Genomic DNA, 14,899 nt, shown 5'->3' with positions numbered 1-14,899 from the left:
CCGCCGGAACCAGCCATGCTGGGGAATAGTTCAACGGTAGAACGACGGACTCTGACTCCGTTAATCTTGGTTCGAATCCAGGTTCCCCAGCCATCTCCATCTTTCTCAGTAAAATCAAACACTTAAATAACATTAGCGAAAGCTAAGTGTTACAGCTTAGTAGTTGATACAGACGTGACATTGCGACTCGCCTAGCTATCGAAGATAGTTGCTGCGAACAGGGGATCGCAATGAAAGCATACAGCGAAGACTTTACCGAGATCGCTCATTGCGGCGGACAGGCGACTTTTGCCGTCCGATGCGATGAGAATGGCGCCCTAAGCATCGCAGCGGGGTTTCGCGGCTCAAGTCCCGGCCCAATGGTCATGATCGCTATCTATGCTGCGGTGCCTCAAGGGTTTCCCGTTTCAGACGTTAGGATGGGCGGCATAGGTCAAGCCTTCGAGCCAGCTTGTCCGGCTGGCTGCATGGCAGTGTTCCTAGGGTCCGACTCTCACGGTAAATGGGGCCACCAGTGCCCACGATGCAGCGGCTACTACCGCAACGGAACACATCCTGCGATATACCCACTCACATGCCCCTATTGCGGACTGAGGACACAAGCCTTTCATTTCCTCACGGAGGCGCATGTTAGATACATCAAACACTACATCGCGACCTACTACGAAGCTATCGAGGCGGACCTAGAACCCGGAACAGAGACCGAGTTCGTGATCGACATGGACGCGATTGCTAGGTCTGAAGACACCGGCAATCGCCCGGACTTCTACTATGTGTCGGAAACGCAGCAAACACGCTTCGAGTGTGTGAAGTGCGGCGAGTTTAACGATATTCGCGGACTATTCGGCTATTGCGCGTCGTGCGGCTACCGCAACAACATGGCAAGCTTGAACGATAGCTTTCAAAAGCTTCGAAGCGGACTCAAAGACAAATCGATCTCGCCCGACGCTGTTGTCAGCAGGGCAGTGTCCGCGTTCGATGCATCGTGTAGGGACGTGATCAACCAACTTAAAAAGCGCATCCCTATGAAGCCCTCTAGGATGAAGCGACTAGATCGTCTCATTTTTCATGACATCGAGAGCGCCACCTTTAACGAGGTAAAATCAGCGTTCGAGGTCGATCTGCTGAGAGGCATCGACGGCCCGACGACGGACTTCCTCAAGATGATGTTGGAACGGCGTCACGTCTACGAGCACAATGGTGGAGTGGCTGATGAACGTTACGTCGAGAGAAGCGGCGATGACGCATGGCGAGCCGGCGACCTCATTCGTGAAACGGAGGTTAACGCGCACAAGCTTTTGAACACCCTGCCAATCCTCGCTCAAAATCTCCACGACGATTTCCACGAGATTTTCCCGCTAACAGAGTGGCCGGTGGAATACTTCGAGGAACGGACTGGCAAGCGGAAACCGAAGATGACTTTCGGCAGGTAGTAATCATACAGAAGCCCGCCGATGTTCGCGGCGGGCTTCTACTGGTTGACGTGCCTAGTGTGCTACGTGGCGCTCATGGGCGGGCCGTCAAACGTGACGCCCGTCTCAATTTCGATAAGGTCAAGGATGGAGCTTGCGAGTCCATCCGGGCTGACCTTCTCGTCGGACGTAGCCGCTTCCTCGATCAGCCCGGCAATCTCAAATTCTAGTTCGTGACGACGGGTGAGCTTCGGCTTATCATGGACGATGATCGTCATGTTACGCGGCCTCCGAAACCACGGGCATCCGATAGCGAACTTCGTCGCCATCATCGTCAACCACGAACGCATCCTTGATGCGATCGAAATGGTCGCGAACCCGCTTCAAGTTAGCGAGATATGATTCGATATCGTCAATGAAGCAGTCGAGTTCGCTAGTCGGATCATCAACTTCTTCGACCGCATCCGCAAGGCTGGACGAGAGTTCTGACGTAAGACCGTGGATGCCCGGATCGCGAAGAAGGTCTTCGGGCTTGCACCGCTCGACAGTCGGACCCATGCTAAACGTGGTCTGCCAAGCATTAGCGACGAAAATCGCCCAAAGCTCCCGTTCCGTGATCGTTGCGGCGGGTGCCTGGGTCGTGGTATCTTCGAGAGACATGGTGATTTCCTTAGCTGTTATTGCTGTGTGAGATTGCGGGGCGGCAAAGCTCGGCGACCAAACTTCGCTTTGCCGTTCCCCTTCTTCCGGGCGTTAGATGCCCTTGATCTTGTATTCTGGAATGCTAATGCGACTTGCCTTGTCGAGCCGTTCCAGCATCTTGCGCAACCGCACAATGTCGGCGAGCGCCTTCTTCTTCGTGTCCGGGTCGGACAAGTCAGCGTCTTCGATTTCCTTGATGCGGGCGGTCAGTTCCTCCTTCTTGTAGGTGTTGATCGTGTTGGCGTAGATGCTGGCGAGGGCAAGTAGATCGTCAACAAGACGTTCCGCCCGCCCGATAGAGCCAGCATAACCGGCGTAGGGGTCCGCTTCCGGGTCATCCTTACCGATCCGTTCGACTTCCCCGTCCACGGAGCGTGGACCGCTATCGTCTTCAAAGGCCGGGAAGATGATCCGCGAGGCGTCTTTGTGAAGGTCGCCATTATCCCATTCTTGCCCGCTGTTTTCGTCCAACCACTGAAAGAATGGCAGCTTGAGGAAGGGATAAGTGCTTTCCGTCAATAATCGGAGACGTGACGCCTCACGGTTAAGCTGTTCGCGTTTGCGCTCTAGTGCCGTCTTTGCCATCAGTGAACTCCTGTTGTGAATGTGAAAATAGAATTCACATTCACAATTGTCAACAGGGTGTTTCATTTTTTTACACGGCCACGATTACCTCGCCCTCATCCTGCCCGTTGAAAATCTCCATTGGCCAAATGCCGAGATCGCCGAGGGCTTCCATAATGCGCGTGCGAAGGTCGGCGGGTTCGGCCGGGTCGAAGGACCGGGCGACGTTCTCGACGGTATCGATGGCGTGAAGGTAGGCGTCGGTATGGAAGTAAACGGCAGGCTGCATTTCGATTATGTCCCCGGCCCGTGATTAGGCGAGGCACATGTGATTCATGCGGCGTGATTTGGCAAGAGGGTGTATTGAAGTTTTATCAATAAAAACAATAAGTAAGCGCTTACTTAGCTCGTCTTCGCAGGCTCGAAAAAGCCCCTCACGGTTTGCGCAAACCGTGAGGGGCTATTCTTGCCAGCCGCAAAAGACTGGAAGCCGCTGCGACCGGCGTTCTCATTTATCTCCAACCAACTGGTGAGTCCGCCCGGTGATAATCGAGTTATAGCGAGATGGCCGAGCGAGCGCGTCAGAAAGTCTAAAAAAGTTAGGCCGCGATCTTGTCGGCGAGCCGCTGGACCTGCCGGGCCTTCTTCGCCTCTGCCGCTGCGGCTGCGGCGATCTTGCGGCGCTTTTGAAGTTCGAAGACAGAGATACCCGCCCGCTTGGCTTCCATCGCTTCCTTGGTGTCGAAGGCCTTCTTCCGCTCCTTGGCCTTCTGCCGGGCATAGAAGTCCTGCGAATAGAACTTCGCTAAGGCCATCTGCCGATGGTGCTCGAAACGCTCATGATATTCGGCATGAGTTTCGCCGGGGATGGCGACAACAGAACTGCCGATTGGAAAGGGCTGCTTGTAGCGGCGTTCCCATGCCGCGATCAGTTCAATCATGCCAACGAATTTCAACCCGCGAAGGTCATCAACGAATTCCACAACCTCCGGCGAGCTTTCGGTGAGCACTTCCTTCTTCTTCGCCATGTCGCGTTCTTCCTTTTCCTTGGCGCGTTTTCGCTTCTGCCTGTCATTGGCCTGTTGCTGCTTGCGAGCCGCAATCGCCTCCGGCGTCCAGCCGCTTAAATTCATCCGTCCCATGCCGTGGTGTCTCCGTTACGTGCGGCGCATGGGAACTTATAGCGGTATGCTGGAGCAACCGCGTCGAAAGTCCAAAAAATCTTGAAGCGTGACGAAATGCACCGTTCTAGCTTAGCGTGACGGGGTGCAGCGTTCTAACTCCCGGAAGCGTGACAAAGAGAGGCGTTCCGGGTGCCTTTCCTAAGCGTGACAAAATCCTCCGTTCGTAAATATATAATAGTTATATAATCTATTAGTAATTATAGAATTAGTGGAACGCGGAAACCTGTCACGCTTGGAGAAACAAGGTTCCGGCTAGTCGTTACCGCGTCTGGTCAAGAAGATACCCATACCGAAATGAGATGGCCCCGGCCGGTCGCTTCGCTCCCCGGCGCGGAACAAGTCTCGGATCGGACACGGGACGTTCCGCGTTTCCGCCGTAGCGAATCACTGAGAGGCTTTCAGGGTGCCGGACGGGTGATGAGGCGTCCAAGGCCACGAAACGCGCCAGTGACTCGCTATGAGTCAAACAGCGCCGGTCGAAACCGTTGCATCGGCGCAACATGTCACGCGGATAGTGAGCGCCTTGCATATATGCATTTAGTGACAGCGGCTCGAATTTTGCCCTGCCGGGGTCTTTACGGCTAACCGCCTGCGTCGCACCCTCCGTCCATTAGCAATCGAAGACGCGGAGACGACATGGAAATTCCCAAGCATTGGAAGCTGTATCTGGACGGCATGACAGAGCGCGAATGCGAAAGCGGTGACGTAATCTACATTGCCGATGGCGAGATCATCGGCACATGGCATGTCATTGATGACGTGTTCTACGCCTTCACTCCGAACGGTGAGACCGAGCACCTGTTTTTCGAGGCGTTCTTAGGCTTGCTATGCGAGAAGGTGAGGGACTGGCACGAAGAACGCGAGGGGCTGCTTGAAGTCCATGACTAACGGCCCCTCTGGTTCATGTAGTTGCCTACCTTCGTCTGACGGCGAAGCTCGTCAGCCACAAGGCCACGCATCTGCTGTTCGACCTGCTTCCCTACCTTCGCGGCGAGGTCTGCGTTCTGTGCCGGCTCGCCACCGTTGGCGTTGATGGTGATCGCGGGCGAGATGGTGACGACGTTCGTCGCGTTGCTGTTTGCGGCCTTGAGGTCGGGCTTGCGGATCGCGGGCGCGCCGCCGACGTAACCGCCTGCCGCGTATCCCTTGAGCGACGAATGCAGCGCGTCGAGGTTTGCCACGCCCGCGCGCCGGGTCGCCTCCTTCGAAAGCACGTATTCGCCACGATGCACGACGCCTGCGGCCTGATACTTCCCGCCGTCGCCGGTATAACCGCCCTCGCTAAAGCCGAAGAGCAAACCGAAGAGGCCACCGCCGACGCCACCCAGCCCCCCGAGCGGACCCTTGCCGAGAAGCGCGGCCTGCAACGCGGCATCGATCAAGCTGTTGATGAGGTTGCGCACCGCGCCGTTCAAGTCCTGCGTCCCGGTGAGAAGACCCGACAGGGACGACGTGAAGCTTTCCGCAAAATACTGCTGGGCGTTGCGCAGTCCGTCCGACGACGTGGCGACCTGCTGGTTCGTCGCGTCAAGCTGCTGGGTGAGGGTGATCTTCTCGCGGATCTTGGCAAGCTCCTGATCGGACAAGGTGATGCCCGCGCGCTTGGCCTCCTGCTGCGCCTGATAGACGGCAAGCTCGACACGCTGCTGCTGTGCAGACATGCCGGAAATCGACTGTTCGAAACGGGCGAGCGCAAGACCTTCCTCGACACTCTGGTTCAAGCTCTTACGGGCCGCGTCCTGCTGCCGGATGAGTTCGGTGCGCTCGCGTTCGCTATCGGTCGGCGCAAGCGGCTGGGCTGCGGTGGGCGTGCCGTTGTAAGCGTTGCGAATGGTGCCGTCGTCTACACGACGCAAACCTTCCCACTCGTTGCGAAGCTCTGCCGGATCATTGCCGCGACGGCGAAGAAGGGCGCGGGCAAGTTCGTCCTGGGTGTCCTGATCGAACAGACGATCACCGGAAAGGCCAAGCTCCTTCATCAAGCCTTCAAGCGTCCGGCCGGTGATCTGGTAGCGGCCAAGCGCGGACGAACCCTTTCCGTCGCCGTAGAGGGCGCGGTTCGCCGGATCGGCGAGCATACGGCGCTGTAAGTCGCGGACCTGATTCAAGGTCATGCCGGTGAGGTTCTGCGCGCCGCCCGTCCACCGGCCATTGTCGAGGGTCGCATTGTAGTCCCCGCCGCTTTCGACGCTGGCGATGAGGTCGAGAATGTTGTCGTGCTTGCCGAAACGGGCGATGCTCTTGGCGCGGTTCGCAAGGTCCGTGGCGTTCATAACCTCGCCCATGGTGCGGGCGTTCTGCACGGCCTTATTGTAGGCCGCGTCGATGCCGTCCGTCGTGGCGAGGGTGTCAAGTTCGGCCTTCAACTCCGGCACGAGGTTCTTGAGTTCGACAAGGGCCGTCTTGAAGTTGGCCGCCGCCGTGACGTTGCCACCGAACGCGCCGGACAAGCTGTTGCTCGCTGCGGACAGTTCCTTGAGCGCCTGCTTAAACTCGTCGCTGCCGCCCGTGACCTCATGAATCTGGTCGTCCACGGCAGACAGGGCGGCATTAAGCTGGCGAAGCTCCTGCTGCTGCAAGAAGTTGCCGGTGTTCGCCTTCTCGCGCTCAATGGCTGCGACAATACCGGCGCGCTGCTTCTGCAACCGCTTCAACTGCTCTTCCGGCGAGTTGTAGCGGTCGATGAGAGCCTTATACTTCCTCCCGCCCGGATCGCCCGGGTTGTTTATGAAGTCGATCACCTTCGAAGCGACGTTGACGCCTTCAATCGCGGCCTGCTTGGCGTAGACCGTGAAGTTGCGCCACATGGTCGAGAACTCGCGATCGATCCGCTTCGCGGCTTCAACCTGCTCGTCGGAAAACGTCGCGGCCTCGCTGCGCATCTTCTGGATTTCCGCGACGGACAGGCCGAGAACCTTCGCCATCTGTTCCGCACCGGTTCCGCCGAAGATTTCGTCAAGCTCCAAGGTCTGCTGTGCCATATCCAGCTTCTTAAGCTTGCCGATGATTTCATCCATGAAACGGCTAGGGTCCTGCAACTTCTGCGCAACGTCGGTTGCGGAATAGCCGAGGCGCTGAAACGCGGCTTCGGCGCTCCCCTTCCCGGTCAATGCGAATTCCTTGCCGCGAATATTCAATTCCTTGAGGGCGTCGGTCACGCCGTCGATGCTCATGCCGGTTGCGGTCGCAACATAGGTCCACTGCTGCCAAGCCTTCGACGTGACGCCAGCCTTGCGGGCCTCGCGGTCTACTTCGGCGATGCTGTTGGCGATTTCCTTGAGGGCGATAGCAGCGCCACCGACGCCAGCGACAACCGCGCCGCCCCTCATGAGCGGGGCGAACATGCCCTGGAGCTTTTCGCCGATGGACGCGGACGCCCGGCCCATCGTCCGTTCCATGTTGCGCGCCGACTGCTGGGCGCGACCTTCCATCTTCTTGAAGTTGTCGTTCGTCGCGTTGCGGGCGCGGGCCATATCCCGCTCATACTTCGTCATGCGGGCTTCGAGGCTGACGACAAGGCGCTGCGTATCATCCATTTCGGCTGTTCCTATGCTGCTTCTTCCCACATGTGATCCATGCGGGCGGCGTATTCGTCAGGGTCAAGTTCGTGAAGGGTCGGGGCGTTGTCGTTCGCCGCTGCCCGGAAGACGGACAGTGCGGACGCAATCGCGCCGTCGATATGATTGGAGTGGCGAGTTCCCTTGTGCATGGTCGTCAGTTCGTCGGCGCTGGTTGAACGCTTGACGACGACGCTTTCGAAGTGGTTGCGAAGGATCGGGTGCGCGCTGTGCCGGATGCGGCGACCATTCACGACACGCTCAAGGTCGCAGATCGGGCCATTCATGCCCTTCTTCGTCTGGGGAAGCTGAAGCACGTTGATGCCGTGATCCATGAGCTTGCTCATGATCGGCCCGGCAAGCGACGGGTCAAAGACGACTTCCTTCACGTCGAAGGTGCCGCAAAGGTCAATAATCTTGTCGGCGATCACGTTGGGTTCGATGACCGGGCCGTCGATCACGGTCAAAAGGCCGTCGTCACGCCAGCGAAGATAAGGAACCTGTTCGACCTTAGCCTTGTCTTCCAAGCCTTCGGACGGCAGGAAGAACCACGGGTGGACAGAAATGCGGCCATCCTCGTGACGCCATGCGCCGACAATGGCCGTGAGGTCGCCGGAACGGGAAAGGTCCACGCCGAGCCAGCACGGTAAGCCCTCAAGTTCGGAGAGGTCGAAGTTCGGATCACGCCCGGCATCATAAACGGCCATATCAAAAAGCGGATCGCGGGAAGCGGCCTGCCACATATTAAGGTGGAACTGCTGGAAGGCGAACCGTTCGGCGGGCCGGTGTTCGGCCTCGCGTGCCATCGTGCGCAATCCGCCGAGATCGGGGAAGCCGTGGGCAAGGCCGGGATTGACCTTGTGCCAAACGGCTTCGTCACGCCAGTCATCGCCGGGTTCTGCTTCAAAGATGATCGGCAGAAACGACGGGTCGTCGATCTCGCCGGTCGCGACCTTACGGGCGTAGTCGTAAAGCTCGAAACCGATGTTCTCCTGTCCACGGCCTGCGGTCGTGGCGATGATCATGAGCGTGTCGGGAACCTTCGCCATGCCGGACTTGAGCGCTTCCCAGAGGTCGCGCCCCTTCCAAGCGTGGATTTCATCAACAAGCACAAAGCTGGGCGTCTTGCCGTGCTGGGCCGCGCCGTCGCTGGAAACCGCAAGCAATTCCGCCTTGTTCGGGCGGCACATGATCTTCTTTGCCGAGTTATGGGCATCGTAGATGCGCGTTGCGGCGACGATGCGGCGATCCTCGCGCACGATGTTCGCCGCTTCCTTGAAGCCGATGCCTGCCTGTTCGCGGTCGGATGCGGCAAAGATGGCCTGTCCAGCCGGGCGAGCTTCCGGGCCGATAGTATGGAGAAGCGCCCACGCTGCGGCGATGCTGGTCTTGCGATTGCCACGGGGCAGCATGAGGAAGACCGTGCGAACGATCCGGCTTCCATCGGCATTGCGCGGGCCGTAGATGCGCCGCGTCATGCGCTCCTGAAAATCGTAAAGCTGGAAACTGCCCTTCGGCGCGGCGCTAGCCGGGTGCTTCAAGGCCGTGATGAAATCGACGGCATCCTGTCCATAGCCGAACGGGTCGGGAATGGCACTGCCGTCACAAATCCAATGCGGGAACGCGCTCTTAGGCATGGGCGCGGTTCCTGCCGACGCTCATGGGGTTGTCGCCGTCATCGTCGCTGTCGGCTGCACTGCCGACACGGGCGCGCGAGGTCGGCGACAAGCCGTATTCCGCCGCAAGCTGCCGGGCCGTCTGCATTGCGCGGTTCTGCATCCCGAACAGGGTCTTGTCCAAGGTGCCGTAACTGCGGAACATGGCCTCAATCTCGCGCACGCGGCCCACGGCGACACAATAGTTCTCGATGCCGGTCAGGTCGGCGCGGGTGATGATCCGATCTTCGATCAAGCGCGGCATGATCCGCTTCCACTCCGCACGCGCGTCATCCGTCATCCACTTAGGCGCGGTCGGTGCCTTCGTGAGCGGTGCGCGGTCGGGTGCAAGGGCGGGCTTGACGCCGCGAAGATGGGTCACGTCAGGGCCTCGCCGCGAAGTTCGAGCGCGTCACGCCTGCCGAGTTCCTTGATTTCCTTGATGCCGTAGGCAGTGCCGTCATAGGTCACGCGGTCGGCAGTCGTGATGCCAGGGCGATAACGGACACGAAAAATCACGGTGCCGGTTTCTGCCTCGCCGTAGCCGGTGAAAAACTCGCTCGCCGTCTGCTGGATGAGTTCGGCCCATACCGTCGCAACCGGCGTCCACGCTTTCACGACGCTGCCGGACGGCATGACGGTTTCCGTCTCGCGCTCGATGGTGATGCGGCGATCAAGGTTCCCGATATTGAGCATCAGACAATCCACCGAATGAGGGCTTCGACGGACAGGACGCCATGACCGTAGGCGGGGTCGGGGTCGCGCGGGAACCGGGACGCCGTGACCTTGAAGTGATCGCAATAGCCGCCTTCGATAGCGAGGTTCCGCTTTTCGAGGGCCGCGGTTACGACGCCTGCAATCTCCTTCGCCGCGTCCTGACCGGCGTCGAGCGTCCAGATATGAAGGTCGAGGTAGACCCATGCCGTGCGCTGGCTGCTGTAGTCGTGGCCGTGCAGGGCGGTGTTGCCGTCCGACATGATGATGCACGGCGTCTTGTCGGGCCGCGTGCTGCCTGCCCGGATATGGTCTGCCGGAACAAGGTCGGTCACGTCCTGCTTGCCGATGAGGCGGGCGCGGATAGCGGTCTGTAAGGCGAGGGTCGGTTCAATCATTGCTCATTCCATGCGTCTTTGACGGCCTTCTTCGCGGCGCGATTGATGCGGTTTTGCAGGCGCTTGCGGAGAAGACGGAGGGCAGGCCAAAAGAAGGGCTGCGCTTCCGCGTCGGACGTGCCGTATTCGACAAGGTGCGCGTAACGCACGTCACTGTTTCCAGCCGTCACGATGACTTCCGTTTCACCGGCAACGCGACTGCCGCCCGGCTGGCTATACGCGGGCGTCGAATGGCCGGGCATGGTGACGGCGATGCTGTCGATGAGCGCGCCGGTATCGCGGGACGTTTCCGCAAGTGCCTTCTGGGCCGCTGCGAGTTCGTTACCGGACTTCATAAGGGCAGGAAGCACGGCCTCACGCGGCGCGCGGGCGATGCGGTCGAATGCTGCCATCGTCTCGGCGAGGCCGTTGTCGGTCTTATTCGCCATCGCCGAACCACCTTTCACGGTAGCTATCGAGGATCGCGGTCACGCCCTGCGGTGCCATATCGACGGAAAGGCCGTAGGTCGCGAGGCTGCGAACCTCGTAGTAGAAGGCGACGAGCTTCAAGACGGCGAGTTTCACGTCTGCCGGGACAGGATCGAAGTCGGCGAGCGGCTTCCCGATATAGTTGGCAATCCACGCTTCCGCGCCGTCGATGTAGAGCGTGATAAGCTCATCTTCGGCGGTTCCGTCCACCTTCATGTGCTGCTTGGCGAGGTCGAGCGATACGACGGTCATGCGTCATTCCCTGAAAAAGTTATATTCGGTGTCTCTTGCGCGGTGCTCCCCGCGCCGGTCCCCGATGAAGGGGCAAAGTTCGAAGCTACCCCCGGCCTCATGTTGGCGGGCGTCGTCAGAGCGTGCTCAATGGTCCAGCCGGTCGAGATGCGTGACCGAAGGGTGCGGACATGCAAGCCGGTGATGGTGGACCATTCGCGGGCGGTCAGGGTCTTGCCGTCGAAGGTGTAAGTGCGGGCAACCCTTGGCTCGCCGTCGCTGTGGCGATAGACAACGGGCGGGCAATCGATCAACTCGTTGATGACACGTTCGGCGCTGCCATCGATCTTGATACGGCGATACAGGACGGAGCGGGCAAGACCGAAGTGTTCGGCCCATTCGGTGACGGTCTTGCCGTTCACGTTGAAAGCCTCGCGCTTCTTGTCGAGCTTTATCGCTGCCTCAAGCGAGCCGAGCCGCGACATACGAACCATGAGTGCGCCGTAGGTGATGCCGAGATGCTTGGCCCATTCGGTCTTGGACAAGGTGAGGCCATCAACGGTGAACCGCTTAGGCTGTGCCTTCGGCTTCTTGGCCTTGATCACAACGGGCTTCGGTTGCTTCAACTTGATAGGCTTAGGCTGCTTGACCTTCTCCGGCTTCGGCTGCTTTACAACAACCGGCTTGGCCTTGATCGGCATGGAAACCGTTACCGTGACGGGTTCCGGTGCGGGTGCGGCCTCAACATCGATAACCTGCGGCGTGGCTGCGGGCGCGGCCTTCGCCTTCCAGCGGCGCGGAATGAACTTGACCGGCTCGCGGTTGATCGCAGCTAGAAACTCGGTGCGCCTTTCCAGCCGACGACGCGCTGCATAGCTTATCGCGCGCTGCCGGATAGCTGCGCATTCCGCCTCAAATTCTTCCTTGTCGATCTGCCGGGCGCGTTCTGCGGGCGTCATAGCGCGCGCTCCTGCCGCTGCTTGGCAGACGAATGACAAGGCACACACAACGGCTGCCAGTTAGCCCGCGTCCAAAAGAGGCGCTTATCGCCACGGTGCGGAACGATGTGATCCACGACGGTCGCAAGGCGGGTGATGCCGTGGGTGCTGCACTCCCGGCAGTGCGGGTGTGATGCGAGGTATTCGGTGCGGGCCTTGCGCCACTCGTGGTTATAGCCACGGGCACGGGCCGAAGGACGACGGGCATCATGACGGGCATTGCGTTCGCGGGTGAGGGTGCGCTGGCATTCACAAAGAACGCCATGCGCGACGACACGGCCACAAGAGCAAATGCGGGCGGGCTTACTCATACGCCACCTGCAATCTTTGCCTTGAGGGCGCGAAGGCCAGCACGGTCAAATTCGGGGTCGAGGCCATCGGCGACATTGCGCGATGCCTGTTCGGGATCGGGTGCCTTTGCGGTCGGCTTGTCGTCCTCGCCGCTGCCGTGGATGGCCTTGAGCTTCGCGATATGGCCGGTATAGGCAAGGTCGATTTCGGTAGGCGTAGCGTTCCATGCCTGTTCGGGCGTCCAGCCAAGCCAGCCGGTCGCCTTCTCATAGAGGTCGGCATAGTATTCGCCCCATGCGATGGACTTGCCGGAAGGGCGAACGTTGACGGCCTGCGGATCGGGCGCGGGCATCAGCATGGAAACGAGTTCGGCAAGCGGGATGCGGGCGAGACCGATGAAAGAGGAAAGCGACCTTCCCGCCGCTTCTGGAGAAAGGAAGGTCGCTGCATCGTGATCGCCATTGGCTGCGGTCGCGACGATATCGGAAATGATGGTGAAGCTGCCTTCTTCGAGCGCCCGGAACATGGTCGGGAAGCCATAGCGAGCTTCGAGGGTAACAGCGGCCCGCAAGGTAGGGCGAAGCGTCACGGTGCTGTCACCGTGCGCAATCCTCACTTCTTCGTAGGCGGGCCGCTTGTAGGTCATAGGGTTATGCCGCGACCTTGAGCTTTACGAACCGGTCAGGGTGCGTCAGGTCAGCGCCGACACGCTTCCGGGCGTGGAAACGAACCTGTCCCTTGCCAGCAAGGCTATAAGGATCGCGGAGGGTCGAAAGGCCCACGCGGTCGATGATGCGATAGCCGGACAGGTCGCCGAACAGGATCGGGAACTTGCCCGCGCCGATGTCGTCCATGTCGGGCATTTCGACAATCGGACGGCCAAGCAGCGTCATCACGCCGCCTGCGGTGATCGGGTCGAGCACGAGGTAACGGCCCGTGCCATCCTTCCACTGCCGGATAACGGACAAAGTGTTGCGGTTCATGAGCCATGCGCCGTTCTGGGCGTGCGACGTGGCAATCTGGTGATACATGCCGATAATCACGTCTGCCGGGTTCGTGGACGGGAAGGCAGCGGCAACGCCGGTCTTCACTTCCTTGATGCCGGTCGCGGTCATGATGCCGCGCGGCTGGCCGGTGCCGGTTCCCTTGACGAATGCAACGCCCTCCGTCTTGCCGAAGCTTTCGGCGTAGTCGGCGAGAAGTTCGCCCTCAAGGCCATAGGCATTGTCTTCGAGAAGCTGGTTCGAAACGTCGGTGAAGGTCGCCAGTTCGAACGGGGTCAGCGTGATCTGTTCGAAGGTCATGCCGCTTTCCGTGCGGTCTTCGGTTTCGGCCACCCACGTTGCAGCGGTGCCAGACACGCGGCGCGGATACTTAATTTCCGGCGCGGAGATATTGACGACGCGGGCATACTGCCGGATCGGCGAGTATTCGTTCAACAGCTTGATAAGCTCGCTGCCGAATTCTTCCGGTGCCAGGTATCCGCCATTGGCGTCGGTCGAGACGGTGAGCGCCTTGACCTCATCCGGGCTGATACGTTCGATGCCACGGCGAAGATAGGAGACGAACGCCTTCTTCTCGGTGTTGTCGTTGTCGCCCGCCGGATGGTTGTTGTTCGCTGCGAGCGGGCGGTTCGCCTTGGCTTCGAGCTTGTCCATGCGGGCCTTGATGGCCTTCATTTCGTCAGGGGTAACAACCGGGTCGGCCTTGGCCTCCGGTGCATTCTCGATTTCGTTTTCCATATTTTCCTCAATCTGGGACTTAACGACGGTGACGTGCGCGCCGGGATGAACCGGGCGACGGCAAAGGCTGATTTCGTTGACGGTGATGGACTTGAAGACGCGGCCACCTACGGCGCGCGGCTCGAAGCCGGTGTGACGGAAGCCGATGGACAGACCGACGATCTTACCGGCCTTTAACTGCCGGTGTGCATCGCGGGCGGGTCCGATACCTTCCACGAACAAGCGGCCCTTTACCTCAAGGCCCTTGTCGGTTTCGGTGCAGGTTTCCCAAACGCCGACAACCTTTTGCTGGTCATGTTCCATGACCATCGGGACGCTGTTCGCGAAGGCGACGGTGCCCTTTTCGATTACGTCGCCGACGCTATCCGGCGAGCCGAACGGCCATGCGATGCCGGTCACGGTGCCGGTGTCGTCGATGGAAACGTCGGCCTTGATTTCGATGTTCTGCGCGTCGGTCATTCGGCTACCTGCGTAAGCGCGTCGTTCAAGGCTGCGGCGAGATCGCCGGTCGCTGCGGCCTGCTTCGTGCCTGCCGGTGCCGGCGCGTCGTCTTCGAGTTCGTCGTTCGTCCAGAAGACGGTTTCGTCCATCTCGCCGAGATCGGGCTTGGCAGGTGCTTCCGGCGTCCCGCTCCAACGGGCGTCCAGAATGTCGAAGGCGAGCGGAAACACTTCCATGACCGGGCGGGGCTTGGCGTAGGTATCGACAAGCACCTGCGCATCTGCCGGGGAAGTCCCGCCACCAATGAGGCCGGTGCGGACGATTTCGATCATGTCGGCGAAATGGAACTCCTGCCGCATGAACCGGGCGTAGAGCGCGGCGATACCGACGCCGGTCTTGCGTTCAAGCTCAAGAATCATCTCGGTCGTGAGGGCGAAGGTCTTTTCGCCGTCACCGAAAAAGGCGGTGTGCTGCATTAGGACTTGGTTGCCTTCTCATAGGTCGCAAGGCGGGCTTCGAGCGAAGCCAAAAGCTGGGCGATG

19 protein-coding genes and 1 tRNA gene are annotated in these 14,899 nt (G+C 59.7%); 3 read left to right on the top strand and 17 right to left on the bottom strand.

What is annotated here, in order from left to right:
- Positions 1–19 precede the first annotated feature (19 nt).
- Positions 20–93 (top strand) — tRNA-Gln (locus DSD28_RS00455).
- A gap of 137 nt (positions 94–230) precedes the next feature.
- Positions 231–1,433, top strand: coding sequence for a hypothetical protein (locus DSD28_RS00450; RefSeq protein WP_119254390.1), 1,203 nt, complete (start codon positions 231–233; stop codon positions 1,431–1,433).
- 62 nt (positions 1,434–1,495) lie between these two features.
- Here DSD28_RS00450 and DSD28_RS00445 read toward each other — a convergent pair whose 3' ends face one another.
- The 5 genes from DSD28_RS00445 to DSD28_RS00425 all read right to left on the bottom strand — a co-directional run bounded on the left by DSD28_RS00445 (position 1,496) and on the right by DSD28_RS00425 (position 3,820).
- Positions 1,496–1,690 carry a hypothetical protein gene (locus tag DSD28_RS00445; RefSeq protein WP_119254389.1) on the bottom strand — a complete coding sequence of 65 codons (195 nt, stop codon included), beginning with the start codon at positions 1,688–1,690 and terminating at the stop codon, positions 1,496–1,498.
- A gap of 1 nt (position 1,691) precedes the next feature.
- Complete coding sequence (locus tag DSD28_RS00440) at positions 1,692–2,072, bottom strand: hypothetical protein (RefSeq protein WP_119254388.1); 381 nt, start codon at positions 2,070–2,072, stop codon at positions 1,692–1,694.
- A gap of 93 nt (positions 2,073–2,165) precedes the next feature.
- Complete coding sequence (locus tag DSD28_RS00435; protein WP_119254387.1) at positions 2,166–2,699, bottom strand: hypothetical protein; 534 nt, start codon at positions 2,697–2,699, stop codon at positions 2,166–2,168.
- A gap of 70 nt (positions 2,700–2,769) precedes the next feature.
- Positions 2,770–2,967, bottom strand: coding sequence for a hypothetical protein (locus DSD28_RS00430; protein WP_119254386.1), 198 nt, complete (start codon positions 2,965–2,967; stop codon positions 2,770–2,772).
- A gap of 310 nt (positions 2,968–3,277) precedes the next feature.
- On the bottom strand, positions 3,278–3,820 hold the full coding sequence (locus DSD28_RS00425; RefSeq protein WP_162911159.1) for a hypothetical protein: 543 nt from the start codon (positions 3,818–3,820) through the stop codon (positions 3,278–3,280).
- 678 nt (positions 3,821–4,498) lie between these two features.
- On the opposite strand from DSD28_RS00425, the gene DSD28_RS00420 reads away from it, so the two are divergent.
- Complete coding sequence (locus tag DSD28_RS00420; protein ID WP_119254384.1) at positions 4,499–4,750, top strand: hypothetical protein; 252 nt, start codon at positions 4,499–4,501, stop codon at positions 4,748–4,750.
- Here the strand turns inward: DSD28_RS00420 and DSD28_RS00415 are convergent.
- From DSD28_RS00415 to DSD28_RS00360, 12 genes are all read right to left on the bottom strand, one after another.
- Positions 4,747–7,398, bottom strand: a complete 2,652-nt coding sequence (locus DSD28_RS00415) for a phage tail tape measure protein (RefSeq protein WP_119254383.1) — start codon at positions 7,396–7,398, stop codon at positions 4,747–4,749. The genes DSD28_RS00420 and DSD28_RS00415 overlap by 4 nt on opposite strands.
- An 11-nt stretch (positions 7,399–7,409) precedes the next feature.
- Positions 7,410–9,056, bottom strand: coding sequence for a terminase large subunit (locus DSD28_RS00410; protein WP_119254382.1), 1,647 nt, complete (start codon positions 9,054–9,056; stop codon positions 7,410–7,412).
- Positions 9,049–9,456 (bottom strand): phage terminase small subunit P27 family, encoded by a 408-nt coding sequence (locus DSD28_RS00405; RefSeq protein WP_119254381.1) that lies wholly within the window; start codon positions 9,454–9,456, stop codon positions 9,049–9,051. The genes DSD28_RS00410 and DSD28_RS00405 overlap by 8 nt, the downstream gene beginning before the upstream one ends.
- The gene (locus DSD28_RS00400) at positions 9,453–9,770 is read right to left on the bottom strand and encodes a phage head closure protein (protein ID WP_119254380.1); all 318 of its coding nucleotides are present in this window, start codon (positions 9,768–9,770) and stop codon (positions 9,453–9,455) included. Before DSD28_RS00400 ends, DSD28_RS00405 begins: the two co-directional genes overlap by 4 nt.
- On the bottom strand, positions 9,770–10,186 hold the full coding sequence (locus DSD28_RS00395) for a DUF3168 domain-containing protein (RefSeq protein ID WP_119254379.1): 417 nt from the start codon (positions 10,184–10,186) through the stop codon (positions 9,770–9,772). The genes DSD28_RS00400 and DSD28_RS00395 overlap by 1 nt, the downstream gene beginning before the upstream one ends.
- Entirely contained in the window at positions 10,183–10,614 is a 432-nt protein-coding gene (locus DSD28_RS00390) for an HK97-gp10 family putative phage morphogenesis protein (protein ID WP_119254378.1), read from the bottom strand. Before DSD28_RS00390 ends, DSD28_RS00395 begins: the two co-directional genes overlap by 4 nt.
- A complete protein-coding gene (locus tag DSD28_RS00385; RefSeq protein WP_119254377.1) occupies positions 10,604–10,906 on the bottom strand; it encodes a head-tail connector protein in 303 nt (100 codons plus the stop codon). The genes DSD28_RS00390 and DSD28_RS00385 overlap by 11 nt, the downstream gene beginning before the upstream one ends.
- Positions 10,903–11,844: a hypothetical protein gene (locus tag DSD28_RS00380; protein ID WP_119254376.1), complete on the bottom strand. Its 942-nt coding sequence runs from the start codon at positions 11,842–11,844 to the stop codon at positions 10,903–10,905. Before DSD28_RS00380 ends, DSD28_RS00385 begins: the two co-directional genes overlap by 4 nt.
- The gene (locus DSD28_RS00375) at positions 11,841–12,194 is read right to left on the bottom strand and encodes an HNH endonuclease (protein ID WP_119254375.1); all 354 of its coding nucleotides are present in this window, start codon (positions 12,192–12,194) and stop codon (positions 11,841–11,843) included. The genes DSD28_RS00380 and DSD28_RS00375 overlap by 4 nt, the downstream gene beginning before the upstream one ends.
- Positions 12,191–12,763, bottom strand: coding sequence for a hypothetical protein (locus DSD28_RS00370; protein ID WP_245424696.1), 573 nt, complete (start codon positions 12,761–12,763; stop codon positions 12,191–12,193). Before DSD28_RS00370 ends, DSD28_RS00375 begins: the two co-directional genes overlap by 4 nt.
- A 61-nt stretch (positions 12,764–12,824) precedes the next feature.
- Complete coding sequence (locus DSD28_RS00365) at positions 12,825–14,375, bottom strand: phage major capsid protein (protein WP_119254373.1); 1,551 nt, start codon at positions 14,373–14,375, stop codon at positions 12,825–12,827.
- Positions 14,372–14,833: a gene transfer agent family protein gene (locus tag DSD28_RS00360; RefSeq protein ID WP_119254372.1), complete on the bottom strand. Its 462-nt coding sequence runs from the start codon at positions 14,831–14,833 to the stop codon at positions 14,372–14,374. The genes DSD28_RS00365 and DSD28_RS00360 overlap by 4 nt, the downstream gene beginning before the upstream one ends.
- Positions 14,834–14,899 lie beyond the last annotated feature (66 nt).

Source organism: Shinella zoogloeoides, assembly GCF_003574625.1.
Classification (GTDB): Bacteria; Pseudomonadota; Alphaproteobacteria; order Rhizobiales; family Rhizobiaceae; genus Shinella; species Shinella zoogloeoides_A.
This window is presented reverse-complemented; position numbering and strand designations above follow the sequence as displayed.

Coding starts and splice junctions, on each gene's coding strand:
- DSD28_RS00450 (WP_119254390.1), top strand. CDS start 231: ATGAAAGCATACAGCGAAGACTTTACCGAGATCGCTCATTGCGGCGGA.
- DSD28_RS00445 (WP_119254389.1), bottom strand. CDS start 1,690: ATGACGATCATCGTCCATGATAAGCCGAAGCTCACCCGTCGTCACGAA.
- DSD28_RS00440 (WP_119254388.1), bottom strand. CDS start 2,072: ATGTCTCTCGAAGATACCACGACCCAGGCACCCGCCGCAACGATCACG.
- DSD28_RS00435 (WP_119254387.1), bottom strand. CDS start 2,699: ATGGCAAAGACGGCACTAGAGCGCAAACGCGAACAGCTTAACCGTGAG.
- DSD28_RS00430 (WP_119254386.1), bottom strand. CDS start 2,967: ATGCAGCCTGCCGTTTACTTCCATACCGACGCCTACCTTCACGCCATC.
- DSD28_RS00425 (WP_162911159.1), bottom strand. CDS start 3,820: ATGGGACGGATGAATTTAAGCGGCTGGACGCCGGAGGCGATTGCGGCT.
- DSD28_RS00420 (WP_119254384.1), top strand. CDS start 4,499: ATGGAAATTCCCAAGCATTGGAAGCTGTATCTGGACGGCATGACAGAG.
- DSD28_RS00415 (WP_119254383.1), bottom strand. CDS start 7,398: ATGGATGATACGCAGCGCCTTGTCGTCAGCCTCGAAGCCCGCATGACG.
- DSD28_RS00410 (WP_119254382.1), bottom strand. CDS start 9,056: ATGCCTAAGAGCGCGTTCCCGCATTGGATTTGTGACGGCAGTGCCATT.
- DSD28_RS00400 (WP_119254380.1), bottom strand. CDS start 9,770: ATGCTCAATATCGGGAACCTTGATCGCCGCATCACCATCGAGCGCGAG.
- DSD28_RS00395 (WP_119254379.1), bottom strand. CDS start 10,186: ATGATTGAACCGACCCTCGCCTTACAGACCGCTATCCGCGCCCGCCTC.
- DSD28_RS00390 (WP_119254378.1), bottom strand. CDS start 10,614: ATGGCGAATAAGACCGACAACGGCCTCGCCGAGACGATGGCAGCATTC.
- DSD28_RS00385 (WP_119254377.1), bottom strand. CDS start 10,906: ATGACCGTCGTATCGCTCGACCTCGCCAAGCAGCACATGAAGGTGGAC.
- DSD28_RS00380 (WP_119254376.1), bottom strand. CDS start 11,844: ATGACGCCCGCAGAACGCGCCCGGCAGATCGACAAGGAAGAATTTGAG.
- DSD28_RS00375 (WP_119254375.1), bottom strand. CDS start 12,194: ATGAGTAAGCCCGCCCGCATTTGCTCTTGTGGCCGTGTCGTCGCGCAT.
- DSD28_RS00365 (WP_119254373.1), bottom strand. CDS start 14,375: ATGACCGACGCGCAGAACATCGAAATCAAGGCCGACGTTTCCATCGAC.
- DSD28_RS00360 (WP_119254372.1), bottom strand. CDS start 14,833: ATGCAGCACACCGCCTTTTTCGGTGACGGCGAAAAGACCTTCGCCCTC.